Origin of the sequence: Haloferax volcanii DS2, from assembly GCF_000025685.1 — an archaeon.
In the GTDB taxonomy this organism is placed as follows: Archaea; Halobacteriota; Halobacteria; order Halobacteriales; family Haloferacaceae; genus Haloferax; species Haloferax volcanii.
The window spans coordinates 1985859-2005296 of sequence record NC_013967.1 but is presented as its reverse complement, the minus strand read 5'-3'; the positions used below and the strand labels follow the sequence as shown (position 1 = coordinate 2005296).

The 19438-nt window shown below is 65.9% G+C and carries 20 protein-coding genes; 13 read left to right on the top strand and 7 right to left on the bottom strand.

Going from position 1 to position 19438, the window contains the following annotated elements; all coding sequences use genetic code 11:
- The first annotated feature begins 47 nt into the window (after nt 1-47).
- A complete protein-coding gene (nirK, locus tag HVO_RS14990; RefSeq protein WP_004042023.1) occupies nt 48-1127 on the top strand; it encodes a copper-containing nitrite reductase in 1080 nt (359 codons plus the stop codon).
- A 167-nt stretch (nt 1128-1294) separates the two neighbouring features.
- Here nirK and HVO_RS14985 read toward each other — a convergent pair whose 3' ends face one another.
- Nucleotides 1295-1561 carry a hypothetical protein gene (locus HVO_RS14985; RefSeq protein WP_004042022.1) on the bottom strand — a complete coding sequence of 89 codons (267 nt, stop codon included), beginning with the start codon at nt 1559-1561 and terminating at the stop codon, nt 1295-1297.
- Between the two features lie 242 nt (nt 1562-1803).
- Here HVO_RS14985 and HVO_RS14980 point away from each other — a divergent pair, with 242 nt between their 5' ends.
- Both HVO_RS14980 and HVO_RS14975 read left to right on the top strand, forming a co-directional pair.
- Complete coding sequence (locus tag HVO_RS14980; protein WP_004042021.1) at nt 1804-2124, top strand: DUF5789 family protein; 321 nt, start codon at nt 1804-1806, stop codon at nt 2122-2124.
- A 241-nt stretch (nt 2125-2365) separates the two neighbouring features.
- Nucleotides 2366-2980 carry a hypothetical protein gene (locus tag HVO_RS14975; protein ID WP_004042020.1) on the top strand — a complete coding sequence of 205 codons (615 nt, stop codon included), beginning with the start codon at nt 2366-2368 and terminating at the stop codon, nt 2978-2980.
- 35 nt (nt 2981-3015) lie between these two features.
- On the opposite strand, the gene HVO_RS14970 is transcribed toward HVO_RS14975, so the two are convergent.
- Nucleotides 3016-3321: a cupin domain-containing protein gene (locus HVO_RS14970; protein ID WP_004042019.1), complete on the bottom strand. Its 306-nt coding sequence runs from the start codon at nt 3319-3321 to the stop codon at nt 3016-3018.
- Between the two features lie 161 nt (nt 3322-3482).
- On the opposite strand from HVO_RS14970, the gene HVO_RS14965 reads away from it, so the two are divergent.
- Entirely contained in the window at nt 3483-3782 is a 300-nt protein-coding gene (locus tag HVO_RS14965; RefSeq protein WP_004042018.1) for a hypothetical protein, read from the top strand.
- A gap of 31 nt (nt 3783-3813) precedes the next feature.
- On the opposite strand, the gene HVO_RS14960 is transcribed toward HVO_RS14965, so the two are convergent.
- Nucleotides 3814-5154, bottom strand: a complete 1341-nt coding sequence (locus tag HVO_RS14960; RefSeq protein ID WP_004042017.1) for a hypothetical protein — start codon at nt 5152-5154, stop codon at nt 3814-3816.
- Between the two features lie 132 nt (nt 5155-5286).
- The gene (locus tag HVO_RS14955; RefSeq protein WP_004042016.1) at nt 5287-5520 is read right to left on the bottom strand and encodes a DUF2249 domain-containing protein; all 234 of its coding nucleotides are present in this window, start codon (nt 5518-5520) and stop codon (nt 5287-5289) included.
- Between the two features lie 133 nt (nt 5521-5653).
- Between HVO_RS14955 and HVO_RS14950 the strand changes: the two genes are divergently transcribed.
- The 3 genes from HVO_RS14950 (at nt 5654) to HVO_RS14940 (ending at nt 8335) form a co-directional block, all read left to right on the top strand.
- Nucleotides 5654-6820 (top strand): Cdc6/Cdc18 family protein, encoded by a 1167-nt coding sequence (locus HVO_RS14950; RefSeq protein ID WP_004042015.1) that lies wholly within the window; start codon nt 5654-5656, stop codon nt 6818-6820.
- 54 nt (nt 6821-6874) lie between these two features.
- On the top strand, nt 6875-7153 hold the full coding sequence (locus HVO_RS14945) for a hypothetical protein (RefSeq protein ID WP_049914809.1): 279 nt from the start codon (nt 6875-6877) through the stop codon (nt 7151-7153).
- A gap of 312 nt (nt 7154-7465) precedes the next feature.
- On the top strand, nt 7466-8335 hold the full coding sequence (locus HVO_RS14940; protein WP_004042014.1) for a class 1 fructose-bisphosphatase: 870 nt from the start codon (nt 7466-7468) through the stop codon (nt 8333-8335).
- Between the two features lie 627 nt (nt 8336-8962).
- On the opposite strand, the gene HVO_RS14935 is transcribed toward HVO_RS14940, so the two are convergent.
- The 3 genes from HVO_RS14935 to HVO_RS14925 all read right to left on the bottom strand — a co-directional run bounded on the left by HVO_RS14935 (nt 8963) and on the right by HVO_RS14925 (nt 13049).
- Nucleotides 8963-9781 (bottom strand): IclR family transcriptional regulator, encoded by an 819-nt coding sequence (locus HVO_RS14935; protein ID WP_004042013.1) that lies wholly within the window; start codon nt 9779-9781, stop codon nt 8963-8965.
- 619 nt (nt 9782-10400) lie between these two features.
- Nucleotides 10401-11657, bottom strand: coding sequence for a M20 family metallo-hydrolase (locus HVO_RS14930; RefSeq protein ID WP_004042012.1), 1257 nt, complete (start codon nt 11655-11657; stop codon nt 10401-10403).
- A 129-nt stretch (nt 11658-11786) separates the two neighbouring features.
- On the bottom strand, nt 11787-13049 hold the full coding sequence (locus HVO_RS14925; RefSeq protein WP_004042011.1) for an amidohydrolase: 1263 nt from the start codon (nt 13047-13049) through the stop codon (nt 11787-11789).
- A gap of 182 nt (nt 13050-13231) precedes the next feature.
- Between HVO_RS14925 and HVO_RS14920 the strand changes: the two genes are divergently transcribed.
- From HVO_RS14920 to HVO_RS14895, 6 genes are all read left to right on the top strand, one after another.
- Nucleotides 13232-14983, top strand: coding sequence for an ABC transporter substrate-binding protein (locus tag HVO_RS14920; RefSeq protein ID WP_004042010.1), 1752 nt, complete (start codon nt 13232-13234; stop codon nt 14981-14983).
- Between the two features lie 75 nt (nt 14984-15058).
- Entirely contained in the window at nt 15059-16018 is a 960-nt protein-coding gene (locus HVO_RS14915; protein ID WP_004042009.1) for an ABC transporter permease, read from the top strand.
- 1 nt (nt 16019) lies between these two features.
- On the top strand, nt 16020-17024 hold the full coding sequence (locus HVO_RS14910) for an ABC transporter permease (RefSeq protein ID WP_004042008.1): 1005 nt from the start codon (nt 16020-16022) through the stop codon (nt 17022-17024).
- Nucleotides 17021-18097, top strand: a complete 1077-nt coding sequence (locus tag HVO_RS14905) for an ABC transporter ATP-binding protein (protein WP_004042007.1) — start codon at nt 17021-17023, stop codon at nt 18095-18097. Before HVO_RS14910 ends, HVO_RS14905 begins: the two co-directional genes overlap by 4 nt.
- Complete coding sequence (locus HVO_RS14900; protein WP_004042006.1) at nt 18094-19200, top strand: ABC transporter ATP-binding protein; 1107 nt, start codon at nt 18094-18096, stop codon at nt 19198-19200. The genes HVO_RS14905 and HVO_RS14900 overlap by 4 nt, the downstream gene beginning before the upstream one ends.
- Nucleotides 19197-19406 (top strand): hypothetical protein, encoded by a 210-nt coding sequence (locus HVO_RS14895; RefSeq protein WP_004042005.1) that lies wholly within the window; start codon nt 19197-19199, stop codon nt 19404-19406. The genes HVO_RS14900 and HVO_RS14895 overlap by 4 nt, the downstream gene beginning before the upstream one ends.
- Nucleotides 19407-19438 lie beyond the last annotated feature (32 nt).

The following is a 19438-nucleotide window of genomic DNA, read 5'->3' as shown; positions in this document are numbered from 1 at the left end:
GTTTATACCAGTATCCGGGCACTCGATTCAACCGGAGGGAGACACAGATGCTATCCACGACTCGGCGGCGGACGCTCCAGTGGCTCGGACTCGGCGGCGTCGCATCGCTCGCCGGCTGTGCGACGAAATCGCCGACCGCCGCGCAGTCGCTCGACGAGACGGAGGAACCGACACAACAGGGTTCGACGAACCTGGTGGACCAAGTCGCGGCCGACCCGACGGACATCCCCGGTCCCATCGACCGGAGCGAGTCCGCCGAGGTCGACGTGACGCTCCGGCCGGAGGAAGTGACCGCCGAGGTAGAAGACGGCGTGACGTTCACCTACACGACGTACAACGGGCAGGTTCCCGGCCCGCTCGTCCGCGTCCGGCAGGGCGACACGGTGAACGTGACGTTCGAGAACCCCGAGGAGAACACCATGCCGCACAACGTCGACTTCCACGCGGTCGCCGGCCCCGGCGGCGGCGCGGAAGCGACGATGACGAACCCCGGCGAGACGGCACACCTGCGGTTCAAGGCGACCTACCCCGGCGCGTACATCTACCACTGCGCCGTGCCGAACATGGACATGCACATCAGCGCCGGGATGTTCGGGCTCATCCTCGTCGAACCGCCGGAGGGGATGCCCGAGGTCGACCACGAGATATACCTCGGCCAGCACGAACTCTACACCGACAAGGACGCCGGCGAGGAGGGCCAACACGCCTTCGACTACGAGGCCATGCGGAACGAGGAGCCGACGTACGTCCTCATGAACGGCGAGAAGTACGCGTGGACGCCCAACGGCCGGGGGCCGGCCGCGACGGTCGGCCTCGACGAGACGGTCCGGGTGTACTTCGTCGACGGGGGGCCGAACCTCTCCAGTAGCTTCCACCCCATCGGAAGCGTCTGGGAGACGCTCTACCCCGAGGGGTCGCTGACGACCGAGCCGCAGACCCACATCCAGACGCGACAGGTGCCGCCGGGGAGCACGACCATCGCGACGATGAGTTCGCCCGTCCCCGGCGACTTCAAGCTCGTCGACCACTCGCTGTCCCGCGTCGTCCGCAAGGGCTGTATGGCGGTCGTCCGCGCCGAGGGGGCGGAAGACCCCGAGATATTCGACCCCGACCCTGACCCGCAGTAGCGCCGTTGCACCGACTGGCAACCATTGATCGCTGTTTTTCGCCCGTCTCTGTCGAAACCTCTCGGTGTTGAGAGCACACGCGTGCAACGCTTAGCGGGTGAGTTCAGCGCGTCAACGTCGCTGCCGTGGGAGTTCACGTCTGTAAATCTCGGAAAGGTATCGGAGCACTACACCCAGTAGGAATCGACCGATTCACCGGCGAGTCGTGCGCGGACGAACAGGTACGCGAAATGAACTGGAACGTAGCCGAGACAGAGTATCCAGCCCTGTGGCTTCGAGACTAAGTCCCACGTGCGTTCAACGCCTCTCGGAGCATCCATCGAGAGCGTTTCCAAGCCGGCTATCGAATCAAGCGCAGGTCCGACGACTATCACAAACACGCAGATGTAGAGGATAGCCACGACGAGGATTTCGAGCGATTGGTGAGAACGCATCGTTCCGCAAGTGGTGTACCGTATCGGGCCGAAAATAAAGCTACTCTGAGGCCAGTTAGCATCCACCGTGTACTCGACCGTTCCGACCGCAACGGAGCGCCGGCACCGACCGGTCGTCCCCGGACTGACCGGGTTTCCCCTGACGCTGTTGACCCCCACCGGAGCTAACAGAACCCGCGTGTCGGAAGCGACTACCGAGAATCGGCCACAGCATTATCCCGTTCGCTTTCGAAGTGCCAAGGATGCCAGACGACAAACAGGGCCGAAACAAGCAAGCGGCCAACGAAGAACAGCGCCAGCGCGAACGAGCGCTCCAAGAGGCGCGTGACCGCGCCGACGAACGCGCCCCCGGGGAGCAGCTCGGTGACCTCGACGATGCGCTTGAAATTCAGGACTATCCGACCACGACGGAGCAACTCGTCGAGAACTACGGCGACTACGAGGTCGAAACGCAAGGCGGGTCGAAGCCCATCCACGAGGTGCTCGCCTCGGTCGACAACGAGATTTACGACTCCGCGGACGACGTTCGCGACCGGATTCAGCGATTGATAAATCGGAGATGAGTGCGTCCGGAGCCGTCTCCGTCGTGGCGATATTTCGGTGACCTCCGCTCCGAGCCGTGTCCGGGCTGTCTGTGCCACTCGTTGGCCCGTCCACATCAGTAGCTCCCGCCCCGCGACGACGAGTTTTGACAGCACCAAGCACTATCCACTCGTGCCACGACCGCGACGAGCGCCAGCGGCGAACAGTGAATTGAACGTGTTCGGGGGTGGGCCTACGCCCGTGGCGACCCCACTTCGAACTATGCCAGACATTCCGTCCCTGTTCGGCGGCGGGTCGCGGGCCGACCGCTTCGACGATATCGACCAGTTCGTCCCCGAACACCTGCCCGACCCGGACGCCTTCCTCGACGGCCACCGCGTCCTCGACGGCGACGACCACGTCGCCGTCCACCGGGTCGCCCGCGACCTGTTCGAAGCGCGGGGCGTCTACGACGTGACGTTCGGCTACAACCTCGCGCGGCTGAACCTCGACCGCCGCCACCCGGACGCGGGGTTCCGCTACGCGGAGGACCGAGACGACCCGTCGGTGCTTGTCGCGGAGTTCACGCCGACGACGCCGTTTTGCCCGCAGTCGAAGACGCTCACCGTCGGCGCGTTTCGGGCGTGGAACGGCCTCGACGACCGTCACGACTACGACCGCGTCCGAGTCCGCGTCGCGCCGATGCACCAGCAGGCAGACGCCATCAACGCGGAGCTCGACGCGATGGACCCGGCTGACGCGCAGGCGGAGACGGACGACTCGGTCCCCGATACCGGCTCGTCGACGGGTGAGCGCGACAGCGACGAGCCGGATTCGGTTTCGCTGTCCGAGGAGTTCGAGGCGGCACTGAAGCGGCTGTCGGGCGAGCCGGAGTAAATCAGGTGTTCGTCCGCGGGAGTTGGTCCCGCGGTTCAGTCGTCGACAGCCGGGGCGAACACGAGCACTGCGGTACTGTCGACCGGCGCGCGCGGCGAGATGTCGCGGTCGCCGCCGAACCGCAGCAGCTCTCCCGCGGCAACCTCGTGCGTCTCGCCGTCGAGCGCGAGTTCCATCCGGCCGGTGACGACGTGGAAGACGATGTCGAACCCGGGGTGGGAGTGCGCCGGCACCTCGTCGCCGGCTTCGAGGCGGAGTCTAACGGTTTTCGGACGGTCGGTCTCGAAGACGGGCGCGTGCATCTGCGGCGGGAGGTCGTCGAGCACGGCGTGTTCTGGCATCACGAGTGAGTCGTCGACCGCACGGTCGGTAAGCCTGCGGCCGAACGTGTTCGGGGGACGCGGGGCCGGAAGCGACCGGATGTGAACGAGAGCCAGCGCGAGCGCGACCGAGGTGGCGAAGGCAGGTGCTCTTTTCACCTTCGCGGGCGATGACGTGTTCAATGCCCTCCATAGTTGACGAAACCCTGTTCAGCGAACCCACCGGCGGCCTCTTTCCAGTCGTCCAACTCTCTGGCGCGCTCGTCTTCTCGGGGCTGTACTGGCAGTACGCGGTCGTGGAACAGTCTCTGTCGGGGAACTGGCCGCTGTTCATGATAGCCGGGACCGCCCTGTCCGGACTCGCGGAGTCGCTCCCGGAGGACCGACGACGAGCGGCCGGCGGCCTGCGCGTCGTGGCGGTTCTCGTCCTGACGTGCCTGCTCGCACTCCTCTTTCTTGCACCCGAACTGCTCGGGATGTGAGTGGGTGCGAGACCGTCCCTGACGCGCCGACTCAGTCAGCGCCGTCGTCCGCACCGCCAGCCGACGCGGCCGCGCCGCCGACCAGCGATTGCGGGCTGTGGAGCCAGATAACTCGCAGGAGGTTCGCAGCGAACGCCGCCACACCGGCGAGCACGAGCGTCCAGCCCGCCGTCTCGACGCCCGTCGAGAGACCGGCGAGGTCGCGTGCGACGACGGCGGCGACGCCCGAGACGACGAGACCGAAATCGAGGCGGGCGAGGCGGGCGTCGTAGAGGTCGTCGAGCATCGGCACGGGTTCGAGGCCGAGGCGGTCGCTGTATCGGTGGATCCAGACGATGAAGGGGACGACGTGGTAGAGCGTCCCGAGCACGACGAAGCCGACGAAGCCGAGCCGGAACAGCGACCCGGTTCCCGGCGCGCCGAACAGTCGGTCCCCCGCCAGCGGGTCCGCGAGCCACGCGGGGAGCGTCAGGACGGCCCACCCGGCGAGCGCGACGGCCGCGACGGCGTACCGGGTGAGCATGGGCGTCCAATCGACCGCCGACTCGACGAGGCGACGGGCGAGAATCGCGGCGACACCGAAAAGCGAGAGGGCGACGAGCGCGCCGCCGACCCGCGCGAGCGTCGGGTCGGAGACGAGTCGGCCACCGGCGAGGGCGACGACACCGACGGGGTAGCCGACCTCCTCGAATCGGCGGAGCCACACGTCGACGCCGCGGAGCTTTGTCTGGGTGAACATCGTCGCGAGTTGGTAGAGCGCGCCGACGACGGTCGTCACGACGACGCCGAAGACGGCGAGCGTGACGTGGGCCGCGCGGACGCTCGCGTGGCCCACGCCGATACCGGCGAAAAGCGGGCGCGTGAAGTCGACCGCAAGCAGGACGCCGAGCGCGGTGACGACCGCGAGAAATCCGAGTGCGAGGCCGAAGTGGCGCTCGGTCACGTCGGAGCCGTCGAGTCGGGAGAGCGTGCGCGCGACGTTGTAGGCGAACGTCCAGAAGCCGAGGAGCGCGACGGCACCGAAGACGGGGAGCCACGCGAACGCCCCGAGGAGGAAGCATCCCGCGAGGCCGGCGAGACCGACGCTGACGACCCACAACTGCGTGGTCGCGAGTCGTCGGGAGTAGAGTTCGACGCCGGACCAGACCGGGACGAACTGCGTCATCGCGCCCATGATGGTGACGCACACCCACCCCGCGAGCAGGAGGTGGACGTGGGCGAGTCGGGCGGCACCGGGAGCGACGCCGACGGCGAAAGCGACCCGGAGGCCCACCGCGGCCGCGAGGAAGCCGAGCGCGACGACGAAGTGCCGGAGCGGAATCGTCATCGGGGGCTGTCGGGTCGTGTCGACATCGGCGGGAATGACGCTCATACGCGGACTAGCGCGGCGCGAAGCCCTACCGGTGACGCCGAACATATTCGACGAGAGTGGAGAAACGGCGGAGACGGGTCGGGACAGCGATGTACGACTCGCGGCCGCGACCCGCGACCCGCGGCCGCGGCGCTACCGCTTCGGGAACGTCGCCGCGAACTCGTCGGAAGCGCGTTGTTCGACCGTGTAGTTGTCGGCGTCGAACGCGTCGACTTCGGCCTGCATTTCGTAGAACAGCGGCTTCGGGTCGTGGTCGTTGAGAATCGTCAGCGACTCGCCGGCGTCGAGGTCGTCGAACGCGGCGTGAATCTTCGGATGGCGCTCCGCCGGTGGGAGGTCGCGCACGTCGAGGGTGGTGTCTGCCATACGCGTCGTACCTCGTTGGGGACCGCCGAGTCGGTTGCCCCGAACACGTTCGACGACCGGGCGACCACAGACGTACCACAGCCGTAAGCAGTCAGAACTGATATACCTCCCATTTCGGAACTACCACTACGACATGGACATCGAAGCGAGGATCCAACGTCGGCAACGCCGGGACGGTGAGCCTCGCCTCCTCGTCGATTACGACTCGCTCTCGCCGGTCGCGCACACCGACGACCCGGTGAACTGCGGACCGGTGTTAGAGCGACTGCTCGACTACCTCGACCCGGTGTTCGACGGCCATCTCCCGCCGAACGCCTACGTCTACGGACCCAAGGGGTCGGGGAAGTCGGCGGTCGTGACGGCGCTGTTCGACCACCTCGTCCGCGTGTCGAGCGTCAACAACGCCGCCATCCACACGACGACCCGCGTGCAGGCGACGTTCGCGCCGCGGTTCGTCTACGTCGACGCGCGCGAGACGACGAGCGCGTTCGCGTTCTACCACGCCGTGCTCGACGCGCTCGTCGATGAGTCCGTGCCCAAGCAGGGTATCAAGACCGAGGCGCTCCAGTCGCGGCTCAAGGACGCGCTCGACGGCCCGAAGACGGGTGCCGTCGTCGCCGTCGACCACCTCGAAGAGTCGGGGACGCTCGACGGCGAGGCGTTCGTCGACCTCTGTGCCGGGCTTCCGAGCAAAGTCAGTTGGCTGGCTATCGGGCGCGCGCCGCCCGACGAGACGGTGCTGACCGACTACACGGCCGGCGCGATTCAGTTCGAACCGTACCAGAGTCAGGTGCTCGTCGACGTGCTGATGACGCGAGTGTCGGCGGCCGGGTCGCGGCGGACGCTCGACCACCGACTCGCTCGCGACATCGCGGAGTGGGCCGACGGCGACGCTCACGACGCGCTCGTGGCGCTGTTCGGCGCGGCCGACGAAGCGGTCCGCAACCAACACCGGAGCATCACGGCCGCCGACGTCGCCGACGGAATCGCCGCGGTCCCCCAACCCTGCGTCTCGCTCGGCCGCGTGTTCTCGCTCCCGGAGAACCGCCGGCAGGTGCTCCACGAACTCCTCGCGTTGCGCCCCGACCAACAGCAGTCGGTGCGGGCGACGAGCCAGCACATCGCCAAATCGGTCGACCTCTCACCGACCACGGTCAAGCGCATCCTCTACGAACTCGCAGAAGACGGCATCACCCGCCGGGTCACGGCGGAGCGCGTCGAACGGAAAGGCCGGCCGCCGAGCCGACTCGAACCGCGGTTCCCGACGGTCGTGTTCGAACGACTGTTCGCCGCGCAGTAATCTGTTCCCACGTAGTGACAACGTATTAATTATCGGAGTTTGTCACGTTTTGGTATGGGATTGAGTGTGAAGCGACAGTCCATCGCTGGCCTCCTCGCTATCTGTTGTGGACTCCTTTCTACAATGATTGCTGTGAAGGTTATCGGCGGCTATCTCTCGATGGAAGGAATGCCAATCGTGTATGGCCTGCTGGGACTCTCAGCAGTCGGGACTCTCGTATCGAGTTGGTTCAGCCGAACCTCCTCGTGGAAGTCTGTGCCGCTGTACGGAGCACTGACGTTTGGCAGTTCGATTATCCTGTTTCTCTACCTGTTCTCTCTCACAGCTGCATGATGGGCCGTGACTCGACGCTGGTGCATCACGAGACACCGTCGGTTTCGAACCGACAACCCACTCGCGCGCTGTATGCAGCACGGCCCCGACAACCGCTCTGCGACTGAGGATTCGACCAGCGCCCGAGTCGAAAACCCACCGCCAACGCCGTCGTCGCCGCGGTGCAACGCTTACGCGCGGGGACAGAACTATACTTCGCCCACGGGACCAATAGGTAATGACGACCACCTCGACGCTCGTCCGCACGCCGCCCGTCGGCGCTCCGTCGAACCGCTTCGGCGCAGCCGCGACTCCGCAGGGTGTATCGAACGCATGACAGACCCATCGAGTCGGGAGGACGACGTGGTCGACGCCATCGTCGAGACGCTCTGTGCGGCCGCGCCGTCGATTCGCGCGGGGCTGCCCGGCCGGCGCGTCTACGAGGAGGGCACGAACCCGAGCGGCGAGCGCCAACTGGAAGCCGACACCTACGCCGACGAACTGCTGTTGAAGCGCCTCCGCCCCCTCGACGGCGTCGGCGAGTACGCCAGCGAGGAGCGCCCCGACGTCATCGACATCGGCGAGGGGGTTTCGGTCGCGCTCGACCCGCTCGACGGGTCGACGAACCTAAAGCCGAACAACGTGATGGGAACGCTGTACAGCATCTACGACGAACCGCTCCCCACGGGCGGCGAGAACCTGCTCGCCGCGGGCTACATCCTTTACGGCCCGGTGACGACGCTCGTGGCCGGCCGCGACGGCGTCGTCAGCGAGTACATCCTCGAATCGGGTATCAAGCGCCCGCTCCGCGAGGAACTAACGCTGCCCGGCGACCCCGCCATCTTCAGCTTCGGCGGCCGGGTCAACCGCTGGTTCGACGACTTCGAAGCGTTCGCCCGCGAGACCGAACGCACCGAGGGGATGAAGCTCCGCTACGGCGGGTCGATGATCGGCGACGTGAACCAGATTCTCCACTACGGCGGCGTCTTCGCGTACCCCGCACAGACCGACGCGCCGGGCGGCAAACTCCGCCAGCAGTTCGAGGGCTTCCCCATCGGCTACATCATCGAGTGCGCCGGCGGGCGGTCGTCCGACGGCGAACAGTCGCTCCTCTCGGGAACGCCCGAGGACATCCACGACCGCGTGCCGGTCTACATCGGCAACGACTCGCTCGTCGAGTCGCTGGAAACGCGGCTGGACTGACGGTCCCGATTCATCTGCGTCGCGGCGAGTCGCGGGTGCTGACGTGACCTGTTTCTGCGCCTGACACGACGCAGTTCCGAAAACCAGTCGTCGAGCCGGCGGTCCGTCACCCACTGGAGACGCGGAAGAATGAACTCGGTAGAAGCCAAGCTAACAAATATAAGATATGTATTTTTTCTAGATAAATTAGGATAGCAGAGGCCAGGACAATATTAGTCATATGTCTCTATATTCGGAATAATATACTTGATTTTTGGGATAAATCAGAATAAACCCGATAGATATCCTTAATTTTGAGATCATATGGACAATAGCCCGTCTCTGTTCATTCGCGGCGTTTGCGATTGAAACACCCAATAGTCGCGCTTTAGGCGCAGAAATACGATACTACGGATTTCGAGTTCGGCATCGGAGACCCGAGCGAAAAAAAAACAGTATTTTGGTACTACTTGCTAAATATACTATTTCAGGTAATTTTGCTGGCGAAGCGAGCAACTGCCTACGGTCTGCGACGGAGTGCCGGTTCCAACAAACCGAACTGGTCGAGTGACCGTCGGACGACAGAGCGTGCGAGAACCCGATTAGCATTACACGCTTATCGATGTCATGGAAGTCGGCCGGTGCGGCTCAGTCGAAGCGCCCGTTGTTCGAACTCCGCGCGGCCATGTTCATGTTCACCTCGATGATGTTGGCCGTGCTCGTGACCATCTCGGGGATGGTGTCGCGGAACTGCTCGCCCTTGATGCGACTCGTCGGCCCGGAGACGCTCAGCGCGCCGAGGACGGTGCCGTTGCGGTCGCGAATCGGCGCGCCGACCGCGCGGAGCCCCTCGATTTCCTCCTCGTCGTTGCAGGCGTACCCTCGCTCGCGGATGGTGTCGAGTTCGTCGAACAGCGCCTCGCGGTCGGTGATCGTCGCCTCGGTCTTCGCCGGCAGGCCGTGTTGGTCGACGATTTCCTCCACCCGACTGCGCGGGAGGAACGCGAGGATGGCCTTCCCGGTCGACGACGCGTGGAGGTTGTCCGGGCGCTGAATCTTCGAGCGCTGGTACTGGCTGCCGACCGCGCGCTCGCCGCGCACCTTGAGCAGGCTGATTCGCAGGCCGTGCTGTTCGGTCGAGAGGTGGGCGTACTCGCCGGTCTTCTCCGCGAGCGCCTCGACTTCCTCCTTGCCGACTTGGTAGAGTATCTGCTGGTTGCGCACGTACTCGCCCAAAAGCAGGAACTGGAGGCTGAGATGGTAGCTGTCGCCGTCCTTGGCGACGAGGTTGTTCTTCCGCAGGGTCGCGAGATGGTTGTACACCGTGGACTTCGAGAGGTCGAGGTAGTCGACCAACTCGGCGACGCGCGCCCCGTTCAACTCCTCGAGCGCCCTGACGACGCTGACCGCCGTGTCCACCGTGCTGAGGGTCCGCGACGGCGCATCGGTGTTGGGGTTCTCGGGCATGCTACGAGAACGTCTATCGGGTGTCATAGCTGTTCCGAATATCTCGCAATCGAAACGTGATGCGGACAATCGGTGTTGAGACCGCCGCTCGAAGGCGGTTTCGGTCGATAATTGTTAACCCAACTCGAAGCCGGAGCCGCCCACCACCCTCGCCCAGCGCGAGCGCGAATGTGCGTATCCCCCGAGACACACCGGAAGCGACGGTCGCCGCCCGCGACTTCGCTTGTCAGATGCGTGGAATCGGTATCCTCCTCGATACCCGGACGCTCGGCGACGCTCTTCGCGGTCGAACCACACACGACTCGAAGAATCGTTGTATTTGATGACAACACCGCGGAGCAGAGCGAATGGCTGCAGGTTTCGCAGGGTGAACTCGATGACCCACGAGGTGACGTTTCGACCGAAGCGGCACGGAAAAACTGCGATTCGAGTTCGAGCACCGCCAGACCACCGGAACACGAACGTCCACGCGGAACACGGGATGATTCGGAGCCGCGTGTCACATATCGAGACAGGCGACGCGGCCGCGACGAAATCGCGGCAGAGGCGCGAATCTGGCCGTGAAATGTCTGAAAACAAAGGAATAGTCCACAAGCGGGAGCAGGCCGTCGGCCGCGACTCACGCGCCGGCGAGGCGTGCGAGCGTTCCAGCGAGAACCGACGCCGCGGTCGCGCAGTCCGCCCAGTCGGTCCATTCGCGCGGGTTGTGCGAGAGGCCGTCCGCCGACGGCGCGAACAGGAGCACGGCATCGGTGACGCCGGCAACATTCGCAGTATCGTGCATCGCCGCGGAGTGCATCCGTTTCGCGTCGATATCCTCGGTCGCGGCGGCGGCGAGGGCGGCGGCGACGCAGTCGTCGGCCATCCGACTCGGGCGCTGGTCGCGGTAGCGGTCGAAGCTCGTCTCGACCGGGTGGGCGGCTTCGAGTTCGTCGAGCGCGGCCTCGGCCCGCTCGGCGATGGCGTCCATCGCGCGGTAGTCCACGTCGCGGATGTCCATCTGGAGCGTGACCTCGCCGGGGACGATGTTGCGCGCGTTCGGGGCCACGTCGAACTGGCCGACGGTCCCCACGGCGGTCGAACTCTGGTTCTGCGCCACGTCGTCGGCCGCGGCCCGGACGTCGACGACGAACTCGCTGGCGGCGACGAGCGCGTCGCGGCGCTCGTCCATCGGCGTCGAGCCCGCGTGGTCGGCCTCGCCGACGATGTCGGCCGCACAGGTCGTGATGCCGGTGATGGCGTCGACGACGCCGACCCCCGCGCCCGCGGACTCCAGCACCGTCCCCTGTTCGATGTGGAGTTCGGCCCACGCGTCCCACGCCGCGGCGTCGATGGTGTCGGTCCCGCGGAAGCCGATGGCGTCGAGGTGGGCGTCGAGCGTCGTGCCGTCGGCGTCGCGGAGCGCGAGCGCGTCGTCGGCGTCGCGCGCACCGGTCGCCACCGACGACCCGAGCAGGCCGTGCGAGAAGCGCGCGCCCTCCTCTTCGGTGAACGAGACGACGTCGATTGGGCGGTCGAGGCTCGCGCCGGCGTCTCGTTCTTGGAGCGTCCGCACCGCTTCGAGCGCCGCGTAGACGCCGAGCGGGCCGTCGAAGATGCCGCCCTCGGGGACCGAATCGAGGTGACTGCCGGCGGCGACGGGGGGCGCGTCGGGGTCGGCCCCGTCGGGAACCCACCGCCCGGCGATGGTTCCCACGGCGTCGATGCGGACCGAGAGGCCGGCGTCGCGCAGTCGCTCGACGAGGAACTCGCGGGCGCGGCGGTCTGCGTCGCTCCCGGTCAGGACGGTGCGGCCGCGCCCCGCCGGCGCGTCGATGTCGCCGAAACGGGCGTTCGCTTCGATATCCTCGCGGAGTCGTTGCTGGGAGGCCTGCATGTGCGGCTCAACTCGCGAACAGCGGATAATAGTTGTGCGTGTTCGTGGCAGATTCTACGGGTCGAGGGGGACGACGGCCGGCGAGACGCGCGGCTGGTCGGGGCCGAACAGCCGGGTCGGACCGCCGCGTTAGAGTGCGCGAATCGTCTGACACACCACGTCGACGCCGATGTCGAGGGCGTCTTCGTCGATGTCGAACCGCGAGGTGTGGTGACCGAACTCGTTGCTCGCGCCGATGCCGACGTAGGTCGCCTTCCCGCCGTGTTCCTGCACGCGCCGGATGAGGTAGGAGGCGTCCTCGCTGCCGCCGATATCGAGTCGCGGGACCGTCTCGGTCACGTCGTCGAGGTCGGCCGCCGACGCGAGGACGGCCTCTATCATCTCGTCGTCGGCCGTGAACGTCGCCGTCTTCCCGTACAGCCCCGTCTCGACCGACACGTCGTGCATGCCCGCGGCGTGGTCGAGGACGCGCCGGGCCTTGTCGAGCATGTACTCGTTCAGGTCGGCGGTCCCGCCGCGAACCTCGACGCGGAGGCGCGCCTCCTCGGCGATGATGTTCTGCGGGTTGGGCGATTCGAACTTCCCGACGTTGATGCGGGTCGTCCCGTCGGCGTGGCGCGGAATCCCGTAGAGGTTCTGGACCGCGGCCGTCGCCGCGTGGAGCGCGTTGCGCCCCTCGTTGGGCGCGTTGCCCGCGTGGCTCGGCGCGCCCTCGAATGTCACGTCGAGTTTCGCGTTCGAAAGCGGGTTCTCGTAGGCGGCGATGACGGTTCCCGTGGGGTTGCCGAGGCCGAGGTGGAGCGCGAGGAAGTAGTCGATATCCGCGAGCAGGTCGGTCTCGCTCATCGGTTTGCCGCCGCGGCCGCCCTCCTCCGCCGGCTGGAAGAACAGTCGGAGCGTGCCGTCGAACCCGCCGTCGTCGTCGAGGGCGCGGGCGATACCGAGGCCGATAGCGGTGTGGCCGTCGTGGCCGCACGCGTGCATCTCGTTGGGGTGCGTGCTCGCGAATCCCAGCTTCGCGGGGCGGTGTTTCTCGTCGCTCGACTCGGTGCGTTCGAGGGCGTCCATGTCGACGCGGACGCCGACGGTCGGCCCGTTTCCGAAGCGCTTCTCGGCGACGAGACCCGTGATATCGCCCATCCGGTCCAGGTAGGCTTCGGGTGCGTCTTCCTCGCGTGCGCGTTCGACCGCGGCCGCGACCGCGTCGTCATCGGGGACGCCCAGTCGCTCGTCTTCGGCGACGGCGTCCGGGCCGAGGTGGAGTGTGAACTCGCGTTCGTCGAGTGCGGCGGCGATGAGGGCTGTCGTGCGGAACTCCTTCCACCCGGACTCGGGGTGGGCGTGAAGGTCCTGTCGTAACTCTCGCAGGGAGAGCGTGCTGGCGTACGCCATGAAGCCGACATTGCAACCACCCCGTTAAACTGTTTGGGAAGCGGTATCACAATCTCGCCGGGGCTCCACTGAGATATAGTACCAAGATTGTGAGAGATTGCCAAAGATATAAATAACGGTGTTTCATGATCTAAGGTATCACGCGTACCGCTACAAGGGTGTGTACGTAGCTCCAGAAAACAATGTCAGACGACAACATTACCGAGGTAAACATGGACAGACGGCAATTTATTGCGGCCGCGAGCGCGGTCGGCGCGACCGCGTTTGCGGGCTGTACCGGCGGTGACGCCGGTGGTTCCGGCGGTTCCGACGGAACCGAGACGAGCGGCGGGAGCACCGACAGCGGTTCGTCGGGCGACTCGGGCGAGACCGTCCGCGTCAACGTCGCGCTCGCCGCGGAGCCGTGGAACTTCGACCCCGCGCTCTGGACGGACACCGCGACCAGCACCATCGGCGGCCTCATCTACGACGAGGTCATCGAACTAACGCCCGACTCCGAACTCCAGCCCGGCCTCGTGACCGAGGTGCCCGACCCCGTCGACGGCGGGACCGCCTTCGAATACACGCTCCGCGAGGGCATCACGTTCCACAACGGCGACGAAGTGACCGTCGAGGACTTCAAGTACTCCGTCGACTGGATTCTCAACCCCGACAATAAGTCGCCGGTCAAGAGTCGCCTCCCGTTCGTCGAGGACACCGAAATCGTCGGTGACCGGACGCTCCGGCTCAACCTCTCCCAGCCGTTCGGGACGCTCAACTGGTGGCTCACGCGCGGGCTGGAAGGTATCGTCCCCGAGGGCTCCCGCGGCGACACCGCAGACGGGAAGGGGCCGAGCGGCCTCGCGACCGACCTCACGCAGGACCCCTCCGGCGCGGGCACCGGCGCGTTCAAATTCGTCGAGTGGAAAAGCGGGAGTCACGTCCTCCTCGAGAAGAACGAGGACTACTGGAAGGAGGGCGCGCCCGCCGTCGACGAGTTCAAGTTCAACTTCATCGGCGAGGACTCCACGCGCCTCGCGAACCTCCGTTCGGGCCAACTCGACCTGACGGACAAGGTCCCCCCGAAGGACTTCGAGAGCCTCAGCGGCCAGCCGGACATCACGACCGAGTCCGTCCCCGGCAACTTCACGCAGGTACTGTACGTGAACATGATGGAGTCCGAGGGTAACCCGATGAGCAACCGGCACAACCGCCGCGCGGTGCTGTTCGGCATCGACCGCCAGGAGATTCTCGACGAGATTTTCTACGGACAGGGCGCGGTCCAAAAGGGACCGTGGTACCCCGACAGCGACTGGACCTCGCCGAAGCTCAAGGAGATGCAGATGTACGACCCCGAGAAGGCCAAGAAAGAACTCGAACTCGCGGGCAACCCCGACGGCTTCGAGATGGACATCATCGCCACCAAGGGCTCGTGGTTCAAAGACGAGGCCGTCGTCATCCAGAACCAACTGTCGAAAATCGGCATCGAAGCCAGCGTTACCACCGTCGACAAGTCCACGCTCCTCAACCAGGTGTACAGCACGGACACGTGGCACGCCGCGATGGAAGACTGGGCACAGTCGATTCCGGTCGCCACGTCGTGGCTCGACGCCGGCTACGCCGACAACAACCACAACCACAACAACTGGCACCACCCGTCCGATGACCTCGAAGACATCTACGCGCCGAGCGGCCCCGCCGCGCCCGACGACGCCGAGGGCGATTTCTCGAACGGTCACGAGTGGTACGTCTCGAAGCTCCGCGAGGCACAGGCCTCGACGGACGAACAAGAACAGAAGGAAATCGTCTGGGAACTGGAGGAGTACCTCGTCGAACACGGCATCCAGATAGACATCGCCTACGTGAACAAGCTCGAAGCGTGGCGCAACACCGTCAACGACTACGACGTGGGCACGTTCCAGGACAACTACCGCTTCGTCTCGAAGGGTGAGTGACGAACAGATGCACACGCGTTCGCGCCAGCCCCGTCGATTTCCAGCGGCGACCCGGGAGGTGACTCAGCCGTGAGCATGTTCCGGTTCGTCCTCAAGCGCCTGCTGTTGAGCCTGCCCGTCCTCCTCGGGGTTAGCGTCGTCGTCTTCGCGCTCGTCCACCTCGCGCCGGGCGGTCCGGTGCGGGTGATGCTCGGCCCGCTCAGCAGCGAGGAGCTCGTCAGGCAGATTCGACTGGAGATGGGGTTCAACCGCCCGCTGTACGTCCAGTACGGTCTGTGGATGCTCGACGCCCTCCAAGGCGACTTCGGCGTGTCGTGGACGGTTCAGCAGGGAACGCCCGTGACCGACATCATCGTCGAGCGCATCCCGCTGACGGTCGAGCTGTCGATTCTCAGCATGATTACGGCGATTCTCATCGCCATTCCGGCGGGCATCATCAGCGCCGTCCGAAAGGACAAGCCCGCGGACCACGCCGCGCGTATCGCCGCGCTGTCGGGTATCTCGATTCCCGACTTCTGGCTGGGTATCATCCTCATCATGATCTTCGCGGTGCAGTTTTCGTTCCCGTGGGCGACCGGCGGCTGGACGCCGCCGTGGGTCGACCCGGTGGCGAATCTCCAGCAGTTGTTCCTCCCGGTCATCACGCTCGGGACGGCCTACTCCGCGCTCATCGCCCGGATGATGCGCTCGGAGATGCTGGACACGCTCAGTCAGGACTACGTCAAGACCGCCCGCGCGATGGGCATCGGCGCGCGCGAAATCGTCCTCAAGGACGCCTCGAAGAACGCGCTCATCCCCGTCGTGACGGTCATCGGCGTCGGCCTCGGCCAACTGATGAACGGCGCGATTCTGACCGAGACGGTGTTCAACCTCCCCGGTATCGGGAAGCTCCTGATACTGGCCATCGACCGCCGCGACTACCGCATCATCCAGGCGCTCATCCTGTTCATCGCGAGCGTGTTCGTCTTCGCGAACCTCGCGGTGGACGTGCTGTACGCCTACCTCGACCCCCGCATCAGACACGATGGAAACTAACATGGCAACGACAGACCAGACGGACGAGGCGGTGCCCACCGCGCAAGCCCCCGGCACGCACCACAGTCAGTTCGAGATGTTCTGGAAGGAGTTCCGCCAGAACACCCTCTCGCTCGTGGGGAGCGCGATTATCCTCACGATGCTCCTGACCGCGCTGTTCGCGCCGTTTCTCGCCCCCCACGACCCGACGACGCAGTTCGAGGCACCGGACGGCGAACACAACCCGATGCCGATAGGCACCGAGATGCTCATCGAGAACAGCGCCGGCGAGGTCGTCGGTACGACGACGGCCTACCTCGGCACCGACCACCACGGCCGGGACATCCTCTCGCGCATCATCTACGGGTTGCGGACGCTGATGACCGTCTCGCTCGGCGTCGTCGGCTTCGCGATGGCGCTCGGCGTGACCGCCGGCGCAATCGCCGGCTACTACCGCAACACCTGGGTCGACGAGGTCGTCATGCGCTTCATGGACATCCTGTTTTCCTTCCCGAGTCTCATCCTCGCCATCGCGGTGATCGGCGTGCTCGGGGTGGGAAGCACGGAGTACGGCTCCTTTGCGCTCCCGAACATCGTGAAGGTCATCGCCGTCATCGGCGTCGTCTACATCCCGAGTTTCGCGCGCGTCATGCGCGGGTCGGTCCTCAAGGAGATGGAAGAAGACTACATCGACGCTGCGAAATCCCTCGGCGCGAGCGACCGACACATCCTCCTGAAGGACATCGCCGTCAACACCCTGCCGACCGTCGTGGTCCAAGGGACGCTCTACATGGGGACGGCCGTCCTCGCCAGCGCCGCGCTGTCGTTCCTCGGACTCGGCATCCAGCCGCCGAACGCGAGCCTCGGACTGATGCTGTCGAACGCCCGCGGCTACCTTTACAGCGGCGAGTGGTGGTACTCGGTGTTCCCCGGACTCGTCATCGTCGTCACTATCCTCGGGTTCAACCTGCTCGGAGACGGCCTGCGCGACGCGCTCGACCCCCGCAACGACGGAGGCGAGCGATGAGCGCCGACCCGGACGAACAGCCGGTACTCGAAATCCGCGACCTCGTCACGCGGTTCTACACCGACGAGGGGACGGTCAAGGCCGTCGACGGCTCGTCGTTCGACCTCTACGAGGGCGAGACGCTGGGCATCGTCGGTGAGTCGGGCTCCGGCAAGTCCGTGACCGCGCTGTCGATGCTCCAACTCGTGGACAGCCCCGGTCGCATCGAGCGGGGGAGCGTCCGATACCGCGGCGACGACCTGCTCGAAAAGAGCGAGGCGGAGATGCGGTCGATTCGGGGCAACGACATCGCGATGATGTTTCAGGACCCGATGACGAGTCTCAACCCCGTGTTCACCGTCGGCGACCAGATTAGCCGGGTCATCAAGACCCACCAGGACGTGTCGGACGCGGCGGCCCGCGAGCGGACCATCGAACTCATGGCCGACGTGGGCATCCCCGAACCGACCTCGCGCGTGGACAACTACCCTCACCAGTTCTCCGGCGGAATGCGTCAGCGCGCGCTGCTCGCGATGGCAATCTCCTGCGAGCCGGACGTGCTCATCGCCGACGAACCCACGACGGCGCTCGACGTGACCATCGAGACGCAGATATTCAACGTCCTCGACGAACTCCAGGAGAAGTACGGGATGAGCATCATCCTCATCACGCACGACCTCGGCGTCGTCGCCGGGACCTGCGACCGCGTCGCCGTCGCCTACGGCGGCCGCGTCGTCGAGCGCGCCGGCGTGGACGACCTGTTCGAGAACCCGCGGCACCCCTACACCCGCGGCCTCATGCGGTCGATTCCGCGGCTGACCGACGACACCGACCGGCTGACGCCCGTCGAGGGCGACGTGCCGAACCTCACCGACCTGCCGTCGGGCTGTTCGTTCCACCCGCGGTGTCCCCACGCGACCGCCGAGTGCGAGTCGTACGACCCCGAACTGCGAGAGGTCGAACCCGGTCGAGAGGCGGCGTGTCTCCACGCCCGCGGCTACGACCTCTCGCCGTCGGCCATCGAGACGGAGCGCGCGGAGGCGGACGGCGGCGGCCCCACGGCCCCCGCGACCGACGGGGGTGCGTCCCAATGAGCGACGACCCGCTGTTGTCCGTCTCGGGACTCCACAAGTATTTCACGCAGAACGACGGCTTCATCGACCGCCTGCTCGGAGCCGACGAGACGGTGAAAGCCGTCAACGGCGTCTCCTTCGATATCGAGCGCGGCGAGACGCTCGGACTCGTCGGCGAGTCCGGCTCCGGCAAGTCGACGACTGCGCGGTCGGTCCTCCGGCTGGACGAACCGACGAAAGGGACAGTCAGCTACGACGGCACCGACCTGACGGCGCTGTCGGACCGGGAGATGACGGAGATGCGAAAGCGCATCCAAATCGTCTTCCAAGACCCCGCGTCGAGCCTCAACCGCCGGAAGACCGTCGGCCAAATCATCAAACAGCCGATGGAGATTCACGGCCTCTACGAGGGCGAACGCGACGCCCGCGTGGACGAACTTATGGAGACGGTCGGCCTGCCGCCGCAGTACTCCAACCGCTATCCCCACGAGTTCTCCGGCGGCCAGCGCCAGCGCGTCGGCATCGCCCGCGCGCTCGCGGTCGACCCGGACTTCATCGTCGCCGACGAACCCGTCTCCGCGCTCGACGTGTCGATTCAGGCGCAGATTCTCAACCTCCTCGACGATTTGCAGGAGGAGTTCGACCTGACGCTTCTGTTCATCGCCCACGACCTCAGCGTGATTCGCCACGTCTGCGACCGCGTCGCCGTGATGTACCTCGGAGAAATCGTCGAACTCGCGGACGCCGACGAGCTGTTTTCGAACCCGCAGCACCCCTACACGCGGGCGCTGTTGGGCGCGATTCCCCAGCCGGTGCCCGAACTCGCCCGGCAACGACAGGTGCTCGAAGGCGAGGTGCCCTCGCCGCTCGACCCGCCGTCGGGCTGTTCGTTCAACCCGCGGTGCCCCGCGGCGACCGAGGAGTGCACGTCGGTCGACCCGACGCTGGACGACGTGGCGGGCGCGACCGGCGGCCACAAGGCCGCCTGCATCCACGTCGACGAGTTCGAGACCGGGGCGGGCGTCCCGAGCGCCGCGCAGGGCGTCGACGAGCGGTTCAGCATCGAGAACTTCGACGCCGAGCCGACGCTCGTCACCGACGGCCGGGGTGACGACGACAGATGAGCGTCGCCGTCAAGCCGATGCTCCGCATCGTCCTGACGTTCGCCATCGTGTGGTTCTACCGCGGGCTGTTGCCGCCGCTGTCGCCCGTGGCGAGCACGGTCGCGTTGGTCGTCCTCGCGGTGCCGACGTGGGTGGTCGTGAGCCGCCTGCTGTTCAACGCCGGCGGGGCGCTGGCGGTGATAGACGACGAGTTCGACCGCACGTAGCGGGAGCGATCGAACCTCGGTAGCCGTTCGGG

Bases quoted from the DNA above. Each gene is read 5' to 3' on its own strand.
- HVO_RS14905 (WP_004042007.1), top strand. From the start codon at position 17,021: ATGAGCGCCGACCCGGACGAACAGCCGGTACTCGAAATCCGCGACCTC.
- nirK (WP_004042023.1), top strand. From the start codon at position 48: ATGCTATCCACGACTCGGCGGCGGACGCTCCAGTGGCTCGGACTCGGC.
- HVO_RS14945 (WP_049914809.1), top strand. From the start codon at position 6,875: ATGGGATTGAGTGTGAAGCGACAGTCCATCGCTGGCCTCCTCGCTATC.
- HVO_RS14985 (WP_004042022.1), bottom strand. From the start codon at position 1,561: ATGCGTTCTCACCAATCGCTCGAAATCCTCGTCGTGGCTATCCTCTAC.
- HVO_RS14960 (WP_004042017.1), bottom strand. From the start codon at position 5,154: ATGAGCGTCATTCCCGCCGATGTCGACACGACCCGACAGCCCCCGATG.
- HVO_RS14900 (WP_004042006.1), top strand. From the start codon at position 18,094: ATGAGCGACGACCCGCTGTTGTCCGTCTCGGGACTCCACAAGTATTTC.
- HVO_RS14965 (WP_004042018.1), top strand. From the start codon at position 3,483: ATGCCCTCCATAGTTGACGAAACCCTGTTCAGCGAACCCACCGGCGGC.
- HVO_RS14895 (WP_004042005.1), top strand. From the start codon at position 19,197: ATGAGCGTCGCCGTCAAGCCGATGCTCCGCATCGTCCTGACGTTCGCC.
- HVO_RS14925 (WP_004042011.1), bottom strand. From the start codon at position 13,049: ATGGCGTACGCCAGCACGCTCTCCCTGCGAGAGTTACGACAGGACCTT.
- HVO_RS14955 (WP_004042016.1), bottom strand. From the start codon at position 5,520: ATGGCAGACACCACCCTCGACGTGCGCGACCTCCCACCGGCGGAGCGC.
- HVO_RS14940 (WP_004042014.1), top strand. From the start codon at position 7,466: ATGACAGACCCATCGAGTCGGGAGGACGACGTGGTCGACGCCATCGTC.
- HVO_RS14910 (WP_004042008.1), top strand. From the start codon at position 16,020: ATGGCAACGACAGACCAGACGGACGAGGCGGTGCCCACCGCGCAAGCC.
- HVO_RS14980 (WP_004042021.1), top strand. From the start codon at position 1,804: ATGCCAGACGACAAACAGGGCCGAAACAAGCAAGCGGCCAACGAAGAA.
- HVO_RS14970 (WP_004042019.1), bottom strand. From the start codon at position 3,321: ATGCCAGAACACGCCGTGCTCGACGACCTCCCGCCGCAGATGCACGCG.
- HVO_RS14975 (WP_004042020.1), top strand. From the start codon at position 2,366: ATGCCAGACATTCCGTCCCTGTTCGGCGGCGGGTCGCGGGCCGACCGC.
- HVO_RS14915 (WP_004042009.1), top strand. From the start codon at position 15,059: ATGTTCCGGTTCGTCCTCAAGCGCCTGCTGTTGAGCCTGCCCGTCCTC.
- HVO_RS14930 (WP_004042012.1), bottom strand. From the start codon at position 11,657: ATGCAGGCCTCCCAGCAACGACTCCGCGAGGATATCGAAGCGAACGCC.
- HVO_RS14935 (WP_004042013.1), bottom strand. From the start codon at position 9,781: ATGCCCGAGAACCCCAACACCGATGCGCCGTCGCGGACCCTCAGCACG.
- HVO_RS14950 (WP_004042015.1), top strand. From the start codon at position 5,654: ATGGACATCGAAGCGAGGATCCAACGTCGGCAACGCCGGGACGGTGAG.
- HVO_RS14920 (WP_004042010.1), top strand. From the start codon at position 13,232: ATGTCAGACGACAACATTACCGAGGTAAACATGGACAGACGGCAATTT.